The sequence below is a fragment of the Rhizobium azibense genome (assembly GCF_004342325.1).
GTDB lineage: Bacteria > Pseudomonadota > Alphaproteobacteria > Rhizobiales > Rhizobiaceae > Rhizobium > Rhizobium etli_B.
This window is the reverse complement of the sequence record NZ_SMBJ01000006.1, coordinates 328,041-347,971: the sequence shown is the minus strand read 5'-3', so window position 1 is coordinate 347,971 and position 19,931 is coordinate 328,041. Positions and strand designations below refer to the sequence as shown.

Genomic DNA, 19,931 nt, shown 5'->3' with positions numbered 1-19,931 from the left:
CCCGCAGGAACTTCTGTAAATCATAATACGACATACCGATGACATAATATGTCTTCTATAGTAGACTAGGGAGGAATTGAAATGAAGCATTTTCGCAAGGGGCTATTCGTTGGAGCCGCCATCAGTTTTCTGGCGCTGACTGCTTCTGCCGCCGTCGCCGAAACGCCGAAGGATCAACTCGTCATCGGCACGTCGCTTGCCCAGGTGTTGTCGCTCGATCCGCAGCAGGCGACGGAGGGCAAGGCCAATGAAATCATGTGCAATCTCTATGACCGTCTGGTCCTGGCGACACCGGAGGGAAAGATCGCTCCGCAACTGGCAGAAAGCTGGGCGATCGATGATAAAGGCATTACGTTCAAGCTCAGGGAGGCGGCATTTGCCTCCGGTAATCCGGTGACATCCAAGGATGTCGTATTTTCGCTGACGCGTCTTCTCAAGATGAACCAGGCAGCAGCGGCCAACCTGAAGCGGGTCGGCTACAATGCCGACAATATTGAAAAGCTGGTGACGGCACCCGACGAACATACAGTTCGCATTGATCTGTCGGGCGAGGTTACGCCGGAACTGCTTCTCTATCGTCTCGCTATGGTGACCACCAGCGTTGTCGACAGCGTCGAGGTTTTGAAGCACGTCAAGGACAACGACTATGGAAACGCGTGGCTGCGCACGAATTCTGCCGGTTCGGGTCCCTTCACGCTCAATCGCTGGACACCCAACGAGATCGTCATTCTGGACGTCAACAAGGAGTATGTCGGGGGCGAACCGAAGATGCGGCGCGTCGTTATCAGGCATGTTCCTGAAAGCCAGGTCGAGCGCCTGATGCTTGAGCGCGGCGACATCGACATTGCAAGCGCATTGAGCGCATCTGATCTTGCGACGTTTCAAAACAAGCAGGGATTCGAAATTCAGCGCGTACCGACCGGCGGGTTCTATGTGCTTTCCATGAATGCCGGAAATCAATATCTGTCTAATCCAAAGGTCCGCGAGGCGATCGCCTACGGCATCGATTATGCCGGCATCGAAAAGACCATCATGGGGCCTTACGGCAGGGTGCGGACGGTGCCGGTTCCGGAGAACTACGAATATGCAATTTCGAGCCCTGATTGGCATCTCGATGTCGAAAAGGCCAAGTCGCTTTTGGCGGAGGCCGGGTTCAAGGACGGCTTTTCGCTTTCTTTGAAGACGATCGCGCAGACGCCGCGTATCGATCTTGCGACAGCCATCCAGGCCTCGCTTGCGCAGATCGGCATCAAGGTCAATATCCAGCAGGGCAATGGTTCGGAGATCATCGCGGCCCACCGCGCCCGCGATTTCGACCTCTTGATCCCGCAGACTGGCTCCTACATGCCGAACGTTCTTGGTTCGATGGAGCAGTTTTCCAGCAATCCGGACAATTCCAGGGAGGCAAACAACGCCGGCAACTTCGTCTGGCGCTCGGCCTGGGATATCCCCGAACTGACGAAGCTGACCGCAAAGGCTTCGCTTGAGCCGGATGCCAAGAAGCGCGGCGAGCTTTATGTCGAAATGCAAAAGATGTTCGTCGACCTCAAACCGGCTGTGCTGCCGCTCTTCGAGCGTTACGAGCCGATCGTTCTAAACGCGCGCGTTAAGGACTATGTCGGCCATCCGAACATGACGACGCGACTTGAAGCCGTAACCAAGGCAGAAACCGAATAACCGACGCAGGCAGCCGATCATGAAGGAATTGTCCACGAGTGAGCTTGGAAGGCGCGTCCTCCAACTCATCGTCAGTCTGTTCATCTTGCTTTGCGTCACCTTCGTGATCGGCCGCGTCATGCCCGCCGATCCCGTCGGCGCAGTGGTCGGCGAGCTTGCCGACCCTGCCGCCTACGCGGCGATGCGGGCGCGCCTTGGGCTTGATCTGCCACTTTATCAGCAGTTCTTCATTTATCTGACGGGCTTGCTGCATGGTGATTTCGGAACGGCAATCCTGACGGGCAATCCCGTTTCGAAGGATCTGGCTCAGGCATTTCCGGCAACGTTTGAGCTTGCCACTTTGGCGGTCATCATATCGACATTCATAGGTGTACCGCTCGGACTTGCGGCCGCACTTTTCCGCGACAGCTGGATCGACAAGACGGCGCGGGTCGTGGCCCTTGTCGGTCATTCGATACCGGTCTTCTGGTTCGGTATCGTCGGGCTGGTAATCTTCTATGCCGGGCTCAACTGGGTGGGCGGTCCAGGCAGGGTCGATGTCTATTACGAGGGTATCGTAACCCCAAGGACCGGTCTGATGCTGGTGGACAGCCTGCTCGAAGGCGAGCCCGAAATTTTCTGGAATGCGCTCTCGCACATCATTCTGCCGGCCATCATCCTTGCTTACGCCGCCATGGCATATATCACCCGCATGACCCGCAGCTTTACACTTGAGCAGCTCAATCAGGACTACGTCATTGCTGCGCGAGCCAAAGGGGTCGGGCCGGCGAATACGGTGCTCGGTCATGTTCTGCCAAACATTGCCGTGCAGCTGATCACCGTTCTTGCGATTTCCTATGGAAATCTTCTGGAAGGCGCGGTCGTGACCGAGATCGTCTTCTCATGGCCGGGGATTGGTCAATACATGACGAATGCGTTGATGATCGGCGATATGAACGCCATCCTGGCCGCAACAATCATCGTTGGCTTCATCTTCATGTTCCTCAATTTTGTAGCAGACATTGCCTATGCGCTGCTTGACCCGCGCACCCGGGAGGCCACGCAATGACCGACGCGCTCCATTCTCAAAGCGAGATCAGGCGCCCGCCTATTCCCGCCCGCATCGCCGCCTCGCTGGCGCGCGCCGGGCGCAAACTTGCCGACGAGCCGCTCGGTCTCTGCGGCTTCCTTATCCTCGTGGTGCTTTGCATCGTTGCAGTCATTGGCCCGGCGCTTGCGCCTTATGATCCAAATGTCCAAATGCTGAGTGACGCACTGCAGCCGCCCAGCCTTGCACATCTTGCAGGGACAGATGAGTTTGGACGCGATATCTTCAGCCGTCTAGTCTATGGGACAAGGATCACCATCCAGACGGTGTTCTCGATATCGGTAATTGTCGGCCCTGTGGGATTGCTCATCGGCATCGTATCCGGCTTTTTCGGCGGCCGGACAGACGCGATCTTGATGCGTGCAACCGACATCGTCCTGTCCTTTCCCTCGCTGATCCTGGCCCTTGCATTTGCCGCCGCCCTTGGAGCCGGATTGAACACGGCGATCATCGCAATCTCGTTGACGGCCTGGCCGCCGATTGCCCGGCTTGCCCGAGCAGAGGCCCTGGTCGTGCGCAACGCCGACTACGTTGCCGCAGCCCGCCTTTACGGAGCCTCTTCCTTGAGAATACTGCTTCTTTACATTGCACCGATGTGCGTCCCGTCGGTGATCGTGCGCCTGACGCTCAACATGGCCGGGATCATCTTGACGGCGGCATCGCTCGGCTTCCTCGGCCTTGGCGCGCAGCCGCCGGCGCCGGAATGGGGCGCGATGATATCAAGCGGACGCAAGTTCATGCTCGATTACTGGTGGGTTGCCGTCATGCCCGGCATTGCCATCTTGCTCACGAGCCTCGCCTTCAACATCGCCGGCGATACGCTGCGCGATATCCTGGATCCGCGCCATGCAAGATCGTGAAACCTCAACGATCCTTTCTGTGCGGAATTTGAACGTGCGCTTTGGGCGCAGTTCAATACCGGCCGTCAGCGAAGTCAGCTTCGACCTGGGGCGGGAAAGGCTGGGAATTGTGGGCGAGTCCGGTTCCGGAAAATCGACGACCGGGCGGGCGATCATGCGCCTTCTTTCGCCGAGCGCCGAGATCTCGGCGGAGCGTTTCGACCTTGCCGGCAGTCCTCTGCTTGAAAGGACCGAACGGCAGATGGGTGCACTGCGCGGCAAGGAGATGGCACTGATCATGCAAGATCCACGCTATTCGCTCAATCCGGTGCTGACCATCGGCCGGCAGGTGGCGGAGGCGGCAAGGCTTCATCTTGGCCTGCGTCGCGCTGAAGCGATGGAGAGTGCAAGAAGCATGCTCCAACGCGTCAGGATCAGTGATGCAGAGCGCGTCATGGGACTCTACCCGCATCAGATATCCGGTGGAATGGGCCAGCGCGTGATGATTGCGATGATGCTGCTTGCCAAGCCGAAGCTGGTCATTGCCGACGAGCCCACATCGGCGCTCGATGTCAGTGTCAGGAAGGACGTACTCGTCCTGCTCGACGAACTGGTGCGGGAAAATGATTCCGGCCTCATCCTCATCAGCCACGATATCCGCATGGTCGCAGCCTTCTGCGAGCGGATCCTGGTCATGTATTCGGGTCGCGTCGTTGAAACGCTCACCAGCCTCGATAACGCCCGCCATCCCTATACCCGTGGCCTGATTGCGGCGCTTCCCGACCCTCGTCATCCCGTCCGCAGACTGAAAGTACTGGACAGGAAGGCATTGGAAACAGAGGCGGCGAAATGATCAGGATCAGCAATCTCGACGTTGTCTATGGTGCGGGCAAAACGCGCAATCACGTCGTAAAAGGGGTAGGCTTCGAGGTCGCCAAGGGCGAAACGCTTGGCATCGTCGGGGAATCCGGCTGCGGCAAATCGACGGTTCTGCGATCTCTAGCCGGTATCGAGCAGAAATGGACGGGTTCAATAGAACTCGACGGCAAGGTAATCGGAAAGATCCGGTCGAAAAATGAGCTGAAGTGCGCTCAAATGGTGTTTCAGGATCCCTATGGTTCGCTTCATCCGCGTCATCGCATCGGGACGGCCCTGGCCGAGCCTCTCCGGTCGATGGGGCAGGGTGATGGTTGGTCTGCCGTTCAAAAGGCGCTGCGGCAGGTGGGACTGCCCGACAGCTTTGCCAACCGCTTTCCCCATGAATTGTCGGGGGGCCAGCGTCAGCGCGTTGCCATTGCGCGGGCTCTTATCCTGTCGCCACCAATCCTGCTGCTCGATGAGCCGACCTCGGCACTTGACGTCTCCGTACAGGCCGAGATCCTCAATCTTCTTGCAGACAAGCGCGACGAGCATGGGCTGACCTACGTGCTCGTGAGCCACGATCTCGCAGTGATCGCGCACATGTGCGACAGGGTCCTTATCATGAAAGATGGTGCTTTCGTCGATGAACTGACGAAAGCCGATCTGGAAAAAGGTGCCACCCATGCCGATTATTCACGAGAACTTTTCGAGGCAAGTTTTCTCTGATTCCTGCTCGGCGATCCGGCTATGCACCGAACAGGTGGGCCGCGCCTTCCACCGGACTTGCCCAAATGGTGGCACCTGTTGCAAATACGGTCTCTCCTTCGGCGCGCACCACCATTTCGCCGATTTCTGGAACATCCAGATAGAGGATGGCATCGGCCCCGAGCCGCTCAATATGTCTGACCCTGCCTTGCCACTCGCCTCCGGCTTGTGAAAGTCGAATATGCTCGGGTCGGATCCCGTATGTCTGGCACCCGAAGCGCTGCGCAATCTCGCCCGCATAGAGGTTCATCTTCGGACTGCCGATAAAGCCGGCGACGAAGGGCGTCGCCGGCTTGCGGTAGAGTTCCATCGGGCTGCCCACCTGCTCGACCCTGCCACCGTTTAAGACGACGATCTTGTCGGCCATCGTCATCGCTTCGACCTGGTCGTGGGTAACGTAGATCATGGTTGCTCTTAGACGGGCATGAAGTTGTGCAATCTCAAGCCGCATTTGGGCTCGCAAGGATGCGTCGAGGTTCGAGAGCGGCTCGTCGAACAAAAAGACCTTTGGATCACGGACGATCGCGCGGCCGATGGCAACGCGCTGCCTTTGCCCGCCGGAAAGCGCCTTTGGCTTGCGGTCGAGCAAATGCGTGAGCTGCAAGGTCTCGGCTGCTGCGCGGACCTTGGCCTCGATCTCGGATTTCGGGCGGCGGGCAAGCGAAAGCCCGAAGCCGATATTATCGGCGACCGTCATATGCGGATAAAGCGCGTAGCTCTGGAATACCATGGCGATACCGCGCTTTGATGGTTCGGCGTCCGTGACGTCCTTGCCGCCTATGGTCAGCATGCCGGACGTCGACTCCTCAAGCCCGGCAATGATGCGCAGCAAGGTCGATTTTCCGCATCCAGACGGCCCGACAAATACGACGAATTCACCCGAACGCACCTCCAGATCGATGCCCTTGATGACATCAAGGGCGCCAAAGCTCTTGCAAATCCGGGTAAGAGTGACCTCGGCCATTGACACTAACCTTTCACTGCGCCGGCAGTCATGCCCGCCACGATCTGCCTGTTGAAGAAGATGAAGACGATGAGGGGAGGGACGGTGACGAGCAGGATGTTCATGAACAGCAGGTTGTACTGGCTCGTGTACATGCTCTGGAAATTATAGAGCGTCAGCTGCACGGTGACGTTTTCTTTGCCTGGCAGGTAATAGAGCGGGTTCGTGAAATCGTTGAAGATCGCGATCGACTGCACGACAATATTGGTCACCGTCACCGGCTTGAGGAGAGGCAGGATCACCCGGAAGAATATCTGCCAGGCCCTTGCACCATCGATCAATGCCGCCTCATCGAGATCGCGCGGAATGGTCGAAATGAACGATCGGTAGAGCAGCGTCGAGAACGAGAGATTATAGGCAACCTGGATCAGGATCATTCCGGTAATGGTCTTGAAGAGGCCGATATCCTGAAGCAGTCCGATCGTCGGGACGACCGCCGGTGGCATCATCAGTCCCATGAAGAGCGCACCAGAGGCAACGGCATTCCAGCGGGTTCTGCGGCGCTGCATGACATAGCCGACCATCGCCGAAAACAGTATCAGTATGGTGACCGAGACGACGGTGATCAGTGTCGAATTGAAATAGGCCAGCACGAGCTGATAGTCGCGCGCCTTGAACACGGCTGCGAGGTTGTCCCACAACAGCCACTTTTCCGGGAGTGTGAAGTCGAGCCGGGATGCCTCGGATTTCGACTTGACCGCCTGGAGCGCAATGAACACGAACGGCAGCACGAAGATGACGGTGCCCAGGGCAATTGCGATCGCGCCGCTGGCATAGGGCCGCATCTGTTTCATTGTTCGGCCCCGCGTCGGTTTAGCCACAGGGTAAGCGGCAGAATGATGGTGGCGATCAGGGCAAACAGGATGACATTGCCCGCAGTCGACAAACCGTAAAATCCAGCCTGATACTGCTTGTAGATGACCGATGCGATCACATCCGAGGAAAATCCCGGCCCACCACGCGTCATCGCCCAAATGAGATCGAACGACCGGAGGCCGCCGATCAACGACAGCGTAATGACGGTGATCGTCGCCGGACGTACGAGAGGTAAGGTGATGCGCCAGAACTGCTGGGAACGTGTGGCACCGTCAATTCTCGCAGCCTCGTAGTAGTCGGGGCTGATTGCGGCGAGGCCGGCGATGAAAATCAAGGTGGCAAGACCCACGCCTTTCCACAGATCGACGAGCGCCACGGAAAAAAGAGCAAGTGCGGGATTGGTCAGCCAGCCCGGTCCGGGAATGGCGAGCGTTGCAAGCATGACGTTGATGATGCCCTTGGTCGGGTGCATCATCACGCTAAAGGTAATGCCGATGCCGATCGCCGATACCAGAACTGGAAAGAAAACGAGCGTGCGCAGGAAACCTCGAGCGAAAATGTTGCCGGAAAGCAGTACGGCGAGCAGGAGCCCGCATATCGTCTTCAGGCCGGAAGTCGTTAAGGCATAGATCAGCGTGTTGACGAGCGCCTTGATCAGAAACGGCTCGGAAAAGAACTGCCGGAAGTTCTCCAATCCAGTGAACTCGGCGGTCGAAAGATCCCAACGTGTGAGGCTGAACCAGAAAGAAGACACCGTAGGGACGACAAACAGCACGCCGTAGACGGCTGCGGCAGGAAGAAAAAACCACAAGGGGTAGGGCGACTTGCGTGAGCGGAGGCGTGTTTCGGTCATGTTTACCTCTTGGGCCTCGCCTGTGAAGGCGAGGCTTTCGGGAAGGGCCTCTACCAGTTGGGTAGACCGAGCTGCTTTGCTTGCTTGCGCACGTCGTCGTCATAAAGGGCGGCTGCCTCGGCTGGCTGGCGGATGCCGGACCCGACCTCGACGGTGATCTGTTCAAGGGCCGGTCCCTTGATCGGCGATACGAATTCCAGCGCCGGCGTAGTCGCCTTTGCCGCGAAATAAGGCAGCATGTCCTTCACCGCGGGCGGGACGTCGGCCGGCAACGCACATCCGTCGACGAGGGAGGGACCTTGGGCAGTGTTGGTTTCAACCATGATCCTGCAGCCTTCGACGCTTCCGGCGAAATCCACAAATTTGCGGGCTTCATCCGCATTCTTGCTTGCGAGCGGGACATAAAGGGCAGGTGGCATCCAGACCGTCAGACCGTTCTTGGCCGCATCGTCCCCCGGCTGCGCGAAGAAGCCGACACCCTCCAGATTTTCCGGATAATTCTGTTTCAAAGCGCCGACCGCAAAGGTGAGCATTGGGTAATGGGCCGCTTCGCCTGTCGCCACCATCCTGAGGCCCTCGTCATAGCTTGCCGCGCCGAAATCCTCGTTCATCAGGCCGGCGTCGTGAACCTCCTTCAGGCGCTCGAAACCTTTCATGGCCGCAGGCGTTGTGGCGTATTTGGCCTTGTTGGCCGTATAATCGGTTGCGAAGTTCGGTGCGGCCTGATGCAGGTTGTAGTAATCCGCCAGAACGAAGAGCTGGGAGGTCCAGGTGTCACGATAGGTCTGGGCAACAGCGACTTTGCCGGCCGCCTTCACCTTTTCGTTGTTGGCCATGAACTCGGCCCATCTCTTCGGGACTGGCAAGGCGAGGTCCTGATAGATTTTTCTGTTGTAGAGGATCCCGCCAGCCATCGCCGTACCGAAGGGAACGCCGTATAGCTTGCCGTCAGCGCGGACCACGGCCTTGAAGCTCTCGTCTACTTTTGCCTGCGATGAAAGATCACCAAGGTCGGCCAACGTCTGTGCTGGTTTCAGCGCCTGCATCAGCGAGCCGGAATTGTATAAAAAGACATCCGACATCTCGCCTGTCGCCAGCCGCGTCTTGACGATGTTGTCGCCCTCGCCACCACCCGGCCGCTGCTCGATTTCGATCGTTACATCCGGCGCGATCTTCTCGTAAGCTGCAACCAGCGCCTCGGCGGCTGCGACGGTGTCGGGGCTGTTGTCGATCAGGAACGAGAGCGTCGATTCTGCATGCGACGGGCCTGCGGCAGCCAGTGCTATGAGTGCCGTGGCACCGGCAAGAATGACTTTGATGCGGTGTGTCATGACGTTCCTCCTCGAACGGTTTGACGGTGGCAGGCATCCTCCTCAAGGATGGGGAAGAGAAAAGATCAGCTCATGTGTCCCCGCTCCAAGGACGGCCTCCCCCGTGACGGGCTTGTCGTCAAGCAGCGGGTTCAGATGCCGGCGTCCGGCTCGGAATCGACCGACACAGCCTTCTGGAAGCCTCACTTTATAGGTGACCCTGTTGCCGCTGCACTCCCATTGAGCTTCAATGCGGCCTTGACGCACGTCATGATAGGCGGTGACGGGCGAGAGCGCGGCAATCGGCGCCGGATCGATGATGACCTCGGAAAATCCAGGTGCGCTTGGGCTCGGCGAGATGCCCGCGACGCTCTCAAACAGCCATTGGCACACGGCACCATAGGCATAGTGGTTGTAGCTGTTCATGTCAGGCTCGTAGATGGTGCCGTCCGGCGCCATTGAATCCCAGCGCTCCCAGATCGTGGTTGCGCCCCTGGACACCTGATAGAGCCAGCCCGGAACTTCCTCCTGCAGGAACACCTTTTCGGCAAGGTCGTCCATTCCGAGCTTTGTCAAAGCCGGCAGCAGGGCGGGCGTGCCTATGAAACCCGTGCCGATCTTGTAGTCGGCATCGATGATCACCTGTCTGAAATGTTGCTTGGCAGCCTCATGGTGCGCAGCCGGGATCAGGTCGTACAGGAATGCCAGCGCGTAAGACGTCTGGTCGTTATGTGCAATGCGTCCGGATGGTGCGACGAACTCGTGCGCAAAGGCGCGTCGAATGTCTTCAGCACGTCTCTGCATACGCGCTTCCAGAGCCTGGTTGCCGAGGACCCCTGCGATCTTTGCCAGCAAGTCGGTGGAGATGAAGTGATAAAGTGTCGCAGAGCAATCGTCGGCAACTGTCGGGCGTGGCTTGCGGTTGTCGCCGGTCGGCTGCAGCCAGTCCCCAAATGTGAAGCCGCGTTCGCCCCAGTGGGACGGCGGGCGCACGATCGGGCCATTCGATATCGACCAGACGAAGTCGACCCAGCGCACCATTGAGTCCAGGCATTCGCAAAGAACTGCCCGATCCCCGTAATGCGTGTAAAGAACCCAGGGGATCACGACGATGGCGTCGCCCCAGCCAGTCGAACCGGCATATCCGGGAAAATTCCTCGGATGCAGGCGTGTCGGGTCGGGCGAAAAGTGGGAAATGGCACCATCCTCACGCTGATCGGCCATGACGTCGCGCAGGTATTTCCGGAAGAAGGTCTGGCAGTCCGTCAGCCAGCACGCCGTTGCAGCAAACACCTGAGCGTCGCCTGTCCAGCCGAGGCGTTCGTCGCGCTGGGGGCAATCGGTCGGGACCTCGATGAAATTGGCGCGCTGTGACCAGATGGTGTTCTGGACAAGCCGGTTGACGAGTGCGTTGCCCGACTGGAAGCCGCCGCTCAGATTGGGAACGGAGGAGATCGGAATCGACGAGATCGCCAAGATACGTGCCTCGCCCGTAACCGTCACCCTGGCATAGCGGAAGCCTTGAAAGCTGAAATGTGGCGCGTAGGTCTGGTCGCCGCCTGCGCCCAGCGTATAGATCGTATGGGCTTGCGCGGTTCGATAGTTGCGGTTGTCGAAGTACCCGCCGGGCCCCAAGACTTCGGAATGTTCGACGCGGATTTCGGCGCCCGCTGTCCCGCGGACCGTATAGCGCACATAACCGCCGATGTTCTGGCCGAAGTCGTAGATCATCCGCCCTTGCGCGTCTGTCCAGCTATCAATCGGACTGATCGGCGGCAATTCACGGACCGGCGCCGTTTCGTGCGCAACGAGCAAGGCCTTGTCGAAAGGAAGCCTCGCGGTGCCGTGCGTATCGGCAAGGCTTTCTTCGCGTGCATCATAGATCTCGCCGAAATAGATGCCAGATTTGCGTATCGGCAGCAGCCCGCTCTGCCAGGTGGTATCGGTTGAGACAACAACGCCATTTGGCCCGACCAGCTCTGCAATGGCTGCCGTTTGCTGACCCCAGCAATTGGGAATGGCCTTTTGACCCCACATGAGCGGAGACCTGTACCACCCGTCCGCAAGCCAGATCTCGATACGGTTCTGGCCAGGCCTGATGAGGTCCGAGACGTCGTAGTGCTGATAGGCCAGGCGATGATCGTAGCTTGTCCAGCCGGGTGTCAGCAGATCATTGCCCACCCGTTTGCCATTGATGAAGCAGCGATAGAGGCCGAGCGCCGAAATGAAGAGTTCGGCAGGCGTCACGACGCCCTCGCAGTTGAACGTCTTGGCGACAAAACTTGCGGCCGTTCCTTGACCGCGATCCGACAGCGGCGCGATCATATCGCTGGTCCAGGCTCGTGAAACCAGATTTTCGCTGGCCGCCATCGGGTGAAAATTCATCAGATTCCCCACATTAGTGTAGAACGTTCTTCGTATAACGTTCTACATTTTCTACAAAAGCGCAATAGATATTTTGCGACTGGTCTGCCATGGTGATTTGGTGAGGCTCCAGGGCCTGCAGATCTAATCTGAGGATTTCATGCCGATCAGAGAGAAGTCGAAGCCTGCAAAGCGGGATCGTGTGACGATACGGACGGTCGCTGCGCATGCAGGCGTATCCGTTGCGGCGGTTTCGAAGGTCATGCGAAATGCGTATGGTGTGAGCGAGAGCCTGCGCGCCAGGGTGACCAGATCGATTGAAGAACTGGGTTATCGACCGTCAAGAACCGCACGCGGCCTGCGCGGTCGTTCGTTTACGATCGGATTGCTCCTTGTCGACATACGCAACCCCTTCCTGCCCGAAGTCATCGACGGCGTGAATGGCGTTCTGGCACCATCGCATTACCAGGCAATGATCGGGGTCGGCGAAGGCCGCATGCAACTGGAGACCTCTCTCATCGAATCCATGATCGACTATAAGATGGATGGACTCATCCTCGTGGCTCCCCGCCTGCCGACTGAAATCATCGCAGAATTTGCGGGTCAAGTTCCGATTGTGGCTGTTGGCTATCATGATGGGAAAGCAAAGACCTTCGACACGGTCAACACCGATGACCAGCAAGGGGCTGAGATAGCGGTAGAGGCATTGCTGAAATGTGGTTATCGCGACATCGAGATGCTCAGCCTGGGAGCTCGCGAAGGTCACAAGGTCTCCGTAGTGCGTCAGCGTGAAATCGGATACCGGCGCGCCATGCTTCGGTCCGGACTGAGCTCCTCAGCACCGATCAGCCACATTCCGGTCCATTCCCCGAAGCGCGAAGAGGCAATGCGGGTGTTTTTGGCGCGAAGCGATAGGCCCCGCGCCGTCTTCTGCTGGAGCGATCTTGATGCGATCACGCTTTTGAGCACGGCGGCGGAAATGGGCGTGCGGATACCTGAAGACCTGGCGGTCGTTGGCTATGACAATTCGACGACCGCAGCTCTCAGCCTGGTCAATCTGGCAAGCATCGACCAGTCGGGCAGGGAACTCGGTGAAGCAGCGACGCGAACCCTCTTGTCGAGGATAGAGGGTCGTAGCGAAGCGGAGCATCTTCTGCTGATGCCATCGTTGGTCCGCAGGAAGAGCTTAATCGATTCATTGTGACCCTGGTGCTTCTTGCGTTATGAGCAAGGCCGCCGAGATGGGTTTTCCCGCAAGTGGAAATAGCCGGAAACCGCTGAATGGCAACCAAGCAGTGCTTGCAAGCTGCCGCGTGAACCAGTCGTTTCAAAAATCTGCCGAACCGCTTACCTGCAAGATCTTTTTGAGATTCGCTTGAGTGGAGATGAAGGAACATCGCTGCCGCTCGAGGTTCTTGCGCAGGAATAGGTCATTGCGGGCGCAGCAGCAAAAAGTTGCTATTGGGACGCAGCGGCCGACAAAGGTGCTGCGTGGGCGGCGTGTTGCCGGGCGGCAAAAACATCACCGACTGCGATCAAGACAGGGTTATCATAGCCGATCTCGCGGATGCCTTCGGCAAGACCGAGAAGCTTCCCGTGCCACTGACGCTGCGTCGTGCGGCTCACGTCGCTCATGATGACGACCGGTGTTTTCGGCGACAACCCTTCGGCGACCAGGCGGTCGGCTATAAGCGGCGCTGTTCTCCCGCCCATATAGAAGACGGTGGTCGTGTGCGGATCGGCAGCGGCGGTCCAATCGATATCCATCGGCAATCCGCCATGGCGGGAATGGCCAGTGATGAAACGGACAGACTGGGCATGCTCGCGATGGGTCAGCGAAATGCCAAGGCGCGAGGCCATCGCGCTTGCGGCCGTGATGCCGGGAATGACGTCGACCGGAATGTTTTCGCGATCGAGATGAGCGATCTCTTCGCCAGCGCGGCCGAAGATCATGGGATCGCCGGCCTTGAGGCGGACGACGCGCTTGCCCGCCTTTGCGAGTTTTACCATCGTCGCGTTGATGTCCTCCTGGCGGCAGCTGGTGCGGCCGCCGCGCTTGCCGACCAGCATGCGCTTGGCCTCGCGGCGCGCGAGTTCCAGCACCTCGGCGGAAACGAGATCATCGAAAAGGATGACGTCGGCGGCCTGCAGGGCGCGAACCGCCTTCAGTGTCAGAAGCTCGGCATCGCCCGGCCCGGCTCCGACGAGAGTGACGCGTCCGGTTGTGCTTGTTGCGCACGTCAAGCCCCGAGCGGCAAGCAAAAGCTGCTCCTCGGCATGGTCTAAGGCAGGACCGTCGAAAGCCATGTCGGCGAATTTTTCCCAAAAAAGCCGCCGCGCGGAAGCGGATTCGAGGAGCCCGTTGACCTTGCCGCGTATTGATTGGGCAAGTCCAGCCCAGGATTTCAGCGTGCGCGGGAGCAGGGTCTCGATCTTGCGCCGGATGGTCTGGGCAAGAATGGGTGCTGCACCATCCGTCGAGATTGCAACAACGACAGGCGAGCGGTTGACGATCGATCCGAACTGGAACTGGCAGAAATCCGGCTTATCAATGACATTGACCGGAACGCCCATCGCGCATGCCGCGCTGAAAAAGCGCCCGGCTTCGATCTCGTCGTCGCAGTCGGCAATTGCGATGGCAGCGCCGGCGAGAGCTTCCAGCTGCCAATGCCTTGGATGATGGGTCAGTCTGGCCGCGGCGTGCTCGAGATTGCGGGCAAGAAGTGTCCTGAAGGTATCGCTCAGCGTTTCGGCATAGATTTCGACATGAGCGCCACAAGCGGCAAGAAGTTCCGCCTTCCAGGCGCAGGCGTCGGAGCCGCCGGCCACCACGCACCGCTTGCCTTCAAGCGCCCAGAAGACGGGCAGCTTTGCAAGCGGCTCCATGCGGGCTGGATTGTCATTCCGCGGCTGCTGCAAGACATCCATCGACGATCCCCTTGATTTCGGCGCGGCAGGAGCCGCAGTTGGTGCCAGCGTTGAGCTCTTTGCCGATTGCTTCGACACTGTGGCAGCCGCCGCGGACCGCCGCTACGATCTGATTGACTCCGACGGCGAAGCAGGAACAGACCGTGGCGCCTGGGTCCGGTTTATCGGCGCCCGGTCGGCCGGCGACAAGGGCAAAGCGCTTGCGCAAGTCGCCATGTTCGGCGGCAAGCTGTGAGATCGCCCAGTTGCGAGCGACAGCGACCGGTTCGGCGGCGAGGAAAAGGGCTGCAAGCAGGCGCGTGCCGTCGAAGAAGGCAAGTCGCAGATCGCCCGATTGCTGATCTGCGTAGCCGAGCGGCTCGATCTCGGCAGAAATATCAAAGGTGCTGCGACACCAGGCGCACCAGTCTTCGACCGCGTGGTCGAAGGCCAGTTCCAGTCGCCAGCCGCCATCTGCTTTGGCCAAGGCCCAATAGGTGGCACTGAGATTTTGCGGTTTGCCCGCCGACACTGCAAAGCCATAGCGGGCTGCCTTCAATGGCCGGGCAGCGACGGCGACGTTCTTGGAGGCAGGCTGGCCGGAAAACGGATCGGTGAGCGGGCCAACCACGGCGTCGATACGAGCCCTGGCGGCAAACTGATCGTTCCAGTGCATGGGTACGAAAATGCTGCCGCGGGCTTGGCGTTCGGTGATCAGCGCGCGCACGATGACCCTTCCATGCGGGCTTTCAATTTCGACCAGCCCGGCATTGCCGATACCGATTTCCATCGCGTCTCGGGGGTGTAGTTCGCCAAAGGGTTCGGCAATATGGGCCGAAAGCCGCGCACTTTTACCAGTGCGCGTCATCGTATGCCATTGGTCGCGGATACGTCCCGTGTTCAGCGTGAAGGGGTAGTCGGCGCTGGTGCGGTCGGATGCGGGTGGTTCGACCGGCACGAAGCGTGCCTTGCGATCAGCATGAAAAAAGCTGCCCTTCGCAAAGAAACGGGTCACAATCCTCTCGTCGCCGATGGGCTGCGGCCACTGAAAGGGTGTCATCTCCTCGTAGGCAGCTTTGCCGATGCCAGCATAGGCGCCGATGTCGAAATCGCGGCTGCCGCTGTTTTCGAAGGCCGAAAGTGCGGCGTGCTCAACGAAAATGTCTGCCGGAGAGGCAAAGGCGAACGCATCGGCAAAACCCATGCGGCGTGCGACCTCGGCCAATTGCCACCAATCCGCGCGCGCCTCGCCGGGGGCGTCGATGAAGGAACGCTGACGCGAAATGCGACGTTCGGAATTGGTAACTGTGCCGCTTTTTTCTCCCCATCCCAGAGAGGGCAGCAATACCTGGGCATGGCGGGCGGTGTCGGTCGTCTTGAGGATATCGGAGACGACGACGAAAGGGCAGGCCTTGATCGCGGCCTCGACGGCATCGGAATCCGGCAGCGAGACCACAGGGTTCGTCGCCATGATCCAGAGCGCCTTTATGCGGCCGTCGCCGACCGCCTTGAACATGTCGACGGCCTTCAGACCCGGCGCTTCGGCAATCGCCGGCGACTGCCAGAAACGTTGCACGCGATCACGGTCTTGTCCGCTCTCAATCGCCATGTGGGCGGCAAGCATATTAGCCAGTCCGCCAACCTCGCGGCCGCCCATCGCGTTCGGTTGGCCCGTAAGCGAGAAGGGACCCATGCCGGGCCTGCCGATGCGTCCGGTGGCGAGATGACAGTTGATGATGGCGTTGACCTTATCGGTCCCTGACGAGGATTGGTTGATGCCCTGGCTGTAGCAGGTGACGGTCTTTTCGGTCGCCTCGAAGAGACGGTAGAATTCGCGAAGCTGCATTGCTGGCAGGCCGGTCCGCTCCAGTACCTCGTTGAAGGAGACGCCAGAGGCTGATGCAAAAGCCTCGGCAAAGCCGTTCGTGTGTTCAGCCACATAATTCTGGTCGATGGCATTGTTTGCGATCAGGTGCTCGAAGAGGCCGAGAAAAAGAGCGACATCGCTGTCCGGCCGGATCGCCAGGTGGAGATCAGCGAAGTCGGCTGTCATCGTGCGGCGCGGATCGATGACGACGATCTTCATGCCGGGACGCGCCTGCTTGGCGGCCGTCAGCCGCTGATAGATGACAGGATGACACCAGGCGAGGTTGGATCCGGTAAGGATCACCAGGTCGGCAAGCTCCAGATCCTCGTAGGTCCCGGGAACGGTATCGGCGCCGAAGGCGCGGCGGTGGCCGGCCACGGAAGATGACATGCACAGGCGCGAGTTGGTGTCGATGTTGGCCGAGCCGATGAAACCCTTCATCAACTTGTTGGCGACGTAATAGTCCTCGGTCAGCAGCTGACCCGAGACATAAAAGGCGACGGAGTCTGGCCCGTGCTCGGCAATGGCATCCGAAAAGCGCTGCGCCACGAGATCAAGAGCCTCATTCCATCCGGCCCGCCGTCCCGCGATCTCCGGATGCAGTACGCGTCCGTCGAGATCGATCGTTTCGGCGAGCGCCGAGCCCTTCGAGCACAGCCGCCCGAAATTCGCCGGATGGTCCGGGTCGCCCTTGACGGAAACATTGCCGTCATCCGCGATCCTGGCGATCACTCCGCAGCCGACGCCGCAGTAGGGGCAGGTCGTCTTGATCTCTCGTGTCATCTATTCCGCCGCCATCATCAAGCTTTCAAGAGCGATGAAGAGGGCGCCGTCCTGGTTGCGGACCGGAATGGTTCGCACCGCCCCCTCATCGGCGCCAAGCGCCTTGCCGGTTTCGAGCGAGATGACCCAGTTGTGCAGCGGGCAGGTGACCGCCTTGGCATGCACGATACCCTGGCTGAGAGGACCGCCCTTGTGGGGGCAGTGATCTTCTATGGCGAAGACTTCGTTTTCAGCCGTCCGGAAGACGGCGATCTTGCCCTGAGGCGTCTTCACGCAGCGCGCACCGCGCAGCGGGATCTCGGAGATATCACCGATTGCAATCCAGTTCATCTTGATCTCCTTACTCTGCAGCCTGAGGATAGCCGATCGTCGCCATCGGCTTGAACTCGTGCTTATCCTTGCCCGAGACGCGTTCCGACCAGGGATCGACCTGTGCGAATTTCTGGCTGAACACGAAGCGCTCGAAATAGGCCTTGCGCTTTTCGGCATCGCCCATGATCTGGCGACGGATCTCTTCGAGGCCGATGCGCTTGGCCCATTTGTAGATGCGTTCGAGATAACGTGCCTGCTCGCGGTACATCTGCGTCAGCGCAACGATGTGAACGAGCGCTTCATCCTCGGTCTTGACGAGACCGAGGATTTCGGTGCCCTTGATGTCGAGACCGGCCGCACCGGCGAAATGAATTTCGTAGCCGGAATCCACGCAGATGACGCCGATATCCTTGCAGGTCGCCTCCGCGCAGTTGCGGGGACATCCGGAGACAGCCATCTTGAGCTTTGCCGGCGTCCAAGAGCCCCACATGAATTTTTCAATGCGGATGCCGAGCCCGGTCGAATCCTGCGTGCCGAAGCGGCACCAGTCTGAGCCGACACAGGTCTTGACCGTGCGCAGGCCCTTGGCATAGGCCTGACCGGAGACAAAGCCTGCCTTGCCGAGGTCGGCCCAGACGGCGGGAAGGTCCTCTTTCTCGACGCCGAGCAGGTCGATGCGCTGGCCGCCGGTGACCTTCACCATCGGGATTTCGAACTTGTCGACCACGTCGGCGATGGCGCGCAGCTCCTTGGAGGAGGTAACGCCGCCCCACATCCGCGGCACCACCGAGTAGCTGCCGTCCTTCTGGATGTTTGCGTGGACGCGCTCGTTGATGAACCGCGACTGATAATCGTCGGCATATTCGTCCGGCCAGTCGCAGACGAGGTAGTAGTTGAGCGCTGGACGGCACTTGGCACAACCGCAGGAAGTCTTCCACTCCAGCTCCTGCATGACGGCAGGGATGGTCTTCAGCCCCTTGGCCTTGATCAGGCGCCGCACGTCGTCATGGCCAAGTTCGGTGCAGCTGCACATCGGCTGCACGGCGGCAGGGTTATAGCTGTCGCCGAGTGTCAGCGCCATCAGCTGCTCGACGAGGCCTGTACAGGAGCCGCAGGACGCCGAGGCCTTGGTGTGGGCGCGCACGTCATCCAGCGAGGTCAGGCCCTTGGCCGTGATGGTCGAACTGATTTTACCCTTGCACACGCCGTTGCAGCCACAGATTTCCGCGTCATCCGGCAAGGCTGCAACGGCCGCCATAGGGTCCAGCGGAGACCCTCCCTGGTAGGCCTGTCCGAAGATCAGCGTCTCGCGCATCTCGGAAATATCGGTCTGCTTCTTCTTGAGATCGTTGAACCAGGCGCCGTCTGCGGTTTCGCCGTACAGCACCGTCCCGATGATCTTGTTGTCCTTCAGCACCAGGCGCTTGTAGACGCCAGCCGAAGCGTCGCGAAGGACGATCTCCTCGCGGTCGTCGCCATCGGCGAAATCGCCAAGTGAATAGAGCTCGATTCCGGTGACCTTGAGCTTGGTCGGGGTGTCGGAGTGAACGAAAGCAGCGGAGGTGTCACCGGAGAGGTGGGCGGCGGCAACGCGGGCCATTTCGTAGAGCGGCGCGACAAGACCGTAGACCTGTCCACCGACTTCGGCACATTCGCCGAGCGCCATGATGCTGCCGTCCGAGGTCTGCATGCCGTTATCGACGACGATGCCGCGATTGACCGCGATACCAGCCTCTTTCGCCAGGCCGACATTCGGACGGATGCCGACGGCCATGACGACGAGCGTTGCCGGAATGATGCGTCCGTCGTCGAGCTCGATGCCCTCGACCTTGCCATCGCCGATGATTGCCTTGGTATTGGCCCTGGTGATGACCTTGATGCCGCGCTCCTCGACGGCCCTTTGCAGTAGATAGCCGGCCGCAGGATCCAGTTGACGCTCCATCAGCGTCGGCATCACATGCAGCACGGTCACGTCCATGCCACGCTGGGCAAGGCCAGCTGCCGCCTCAAGACCCAGCAAGCCGCCGCCGATGACGATTGCCTTTTCCCGTGACTGGGCAGCAAGCAGCATTGCCTGCACGTCGTCGAGGTCACGGTAGGTGATGACGCCGGGTAGGTCTTTGCCGGGAACCGGAATGATGAAGGGCACGGAGCCGGTGGCGATCACCAGCTTGTCGTAGCTCTCGGTGACGCCGTGGTCGGAGGTCACGGTCTTCGCGTGTCGATCGATCGCGACGATCTTGTGGCCCTTGTAGAGCGTGATCCCGTGCTTGATGTACCAGCCGTCGCCATGAATGATGATCTGCTCATAGTCCTTTTCTCCCGAAAGAACAGGCGAGAGCATGATGCGGTCGTAATTGACGCGGGGTTCAGCGTTGAAGATTATCACCTCGTACTGACCAGGCGCCTTTTCGAAGAGGTGCTCGAGCATGCGCCCGGGCGCCATGCCGTTGCCGATGATAACGAGTTTTTCTGTCATAGTAACAA

15 protein-coding genes are annotated in these 19,931 nt (G+C 59.4%); 6 read left to right on the top strand and 9 right to left on the bottom strand.

Annotated features, from left to right (window positions below; translation table 11 throughout):
* The first annotated feature begins 81 nt into the window (after positions 1-81).
* Genes EV130_RS17320 through EV130_RS17300 form a run of 5 tightly spaced genes read left to right on the top strand, consistent with a single transcriptional unit; the run spans position 82 to position 5,190 of the window.
* Positions 82-1,677 (top strand): ABC transporter substrate-binding protein, encoded by a 1,596-nt coding sequence (locus tag EV130_RS17320; RefSeq protein WP_074064342.1) that lies wholly within the window; start codon positions 82-84, stop codon positions 1,675-1,677.
* A gap of 19 nt (positions 1,678-1,696) precedes the next feature.
* Positions 1,697-2,725 (top strand): ABC transporter permease, encoded by a 1,029-nt coding sequence (locus tag EV130_RS17315; RefSeq protein WP_132660922.1) that lies wholly within the window; start codon positions 1,697-1,699, stop codon positions 2,723-2,725.
* Complete coding sequence (locus EV130_RS17310) at positions 2,722-3,624, top strand: ABC transporter permease (protein WP_132550854.1); 903 nt, start codon at positions 2,722-2,724, stop codon at positions 3,622-3,624. The genes EV130_RS17315 and EV130_RS17310 overlap by 4 nt, the downstream gene beginning before the upstream one ends.
* Complete coding sequence (locus EV130_RS17305; RefSeq protein ID WP_132550852.1) at positions 3,611-4,456, top strand: ABC transporter ATP-binding protein; 846 nt, start codon at positions 3,611-3,613, stop codon at positions 4,454-4,456. Before EV130_RS17310 ends, EV130_RS17305 begins: the two co-directional genes overlap by 14 nt.
* The gene (locus EV130_RS17300) at positions 4,453-5,190 is read left to right on the top strand and encodes an ABC transporter ATP-binding protein (protein ID WP_132550850.1); all 738 of its coding nucleotides are present in this window, start codon (positions 4,453-4,455) and stop codon (positions 5,188-5,190) included. Before EV130_RS17305 ends, EV130_RS17300 begins: the two co-directional genes overlap by 4 nt.
* A 19-nt stretch (positions 5,191-5,209) precedes the next feature.
* Here the strand turns inward: EV130_RS17300 and EV130_RS17295 are convergent, their stop codons facing one another.
* From EV130_RS17295 to EV130_RS17275, 5 genes are read right to left on the bottom strand one after another with little or no spacing between them, the layout of a single operon-like run.
* Complete coding sequence (locus EV130_RS17295) at positions 5,210-6,193, bottom strand: ABC transporter ATP-binding protein (RefSeq protein WP_074064347.1); 984 nt, start codon at positions 6,191-6,193, stop codon at positions 5,210-5,212.
* A 5-nt stretch (positions 6,194-6,198) separates the two neighbouring features.
* Positions 6,199-7,026, bottom strand: a complete 828-nt coding sequence (locus tag EV130_RS17290; RefSeq protein WP_074064348.1) for a carbohydrate ABC transporter permease — start codon at positions 7,024-7,026, stop codon at positions 6,199-6,201.
* On the bottom strand, positions 7,023-7,901 hold the full coding sequence (locus EV130_RS17285) for a carbohydrate ABC transporter permease (protein ID WP_074064349.1): 879 nt from the start codon (positions 7,899-7,901) through the stop codon (positions 7,023-7,025). Before EV130_RS17285 ends, EV130_RS17290 begins: the two co-directional genes overlap by 4 nt.
* A gap of 50 nt (positions 7,902-7,951) precedes the next feature.
* Positions 7,952-9,232, bottom strand: a complete 1,281-nt coding sequence (locus tag EV130_RS17280; protein ID WP_132550848.1) for an ABC transporter substrate-binding protein — start codon at positions 9,230-9,232, stop codon at positions 7,952-7,954.
* A gap of 42 nt (positions 9,233-9,274) precedes the next feature.
* On the bottom strand, positions 9,275-11,596 hold the full coding sequence (locus EV130_RS17275; RefSeq protein ID WP_132550846.1) for an alpha-L-rhamnosidase: 2,322 nt from the start codon (positions 11,594-11,596) through the stop codon (positions 9,275-9,277).
* A 139-nt stretch (positions 11,597-11,735) separates the two neighbouring features.
* Between EV130_RS17275 and EV130_RS17270 the strand changes: the two genes are divergently transcribed.
* Positions 11,736-12,779 carry a LacI family DNA-binding transcriptional regulator gene (locus EV130_RS17270; RefSeq protein ID WP_074064351.1) on the top strand — a complete coding sequence of 348 codons (1,044 nt, stop codon included), beginning with the start codon at positions 11,736-11,738 and terminating at the stop codon, positions 12,777-12,779.
* 254 nt (positions 12,780-13,033) lie between these two features.
* On the opposite strand, the gene cysG is transcribed toward EV130_RS17270, so the two are convergent.
* Genes cysG through nirB form a run of 4 tightly spaced genes read right to left on the bottom strand, consistent with a single transcriptional unit; the run spans position 13,034 to position 19,923 of the window.
* The gene (gene cysG, locus EV130_RS17265) at positions 13,034-14,503 is read right to left on the bottom strand and encodes a siroheme synthase CysG (protein WP_132660920.1); all 1,470 of its coding nucleotides are present in this window, start codon (positions 14,501-14,503) and stop codon (positions 13,034-13,036) included.
* On the bottom strand, positions 14,475-17,132 hold the full coding sequence (locus tag EV130_RS17260; protein WP_132660918.1) for a nitrate reductase: 2,658 nt from the start codon (positions 17,130-17,132) through the stop codon (positions 14,475-14,477). Before EV130_RS17260 ends, cysG begins: the two co-directional genes overlap by 29 nt.
* Positions 17,133-17,462, bottom strand: coding sequence for a nitrite reductase small subunit NirD (gene nirD, locus EV130_RS17255; RefSeq protein WP_022716194.1), 330 nt, complete (start codon positions 17,460-17,462; stop codon positions 17,133-17,135).
* Between the two features lie 10 nt (positions 17,463-17,472).
* Positions 17,473-19,923 (bottom strand): nitrite reductase large subunit NirB, encoded by a 2,451-nt coding sequence (nirB, locus tag EV130_RS17250; protein ID WP_132660916.1) that lies wholly within the window; start codon positions 19,921-19,923, stop codon positions 17,473-17,475.
* Positions 19,924-19,931: the final 8 nt, after the last annotated feature.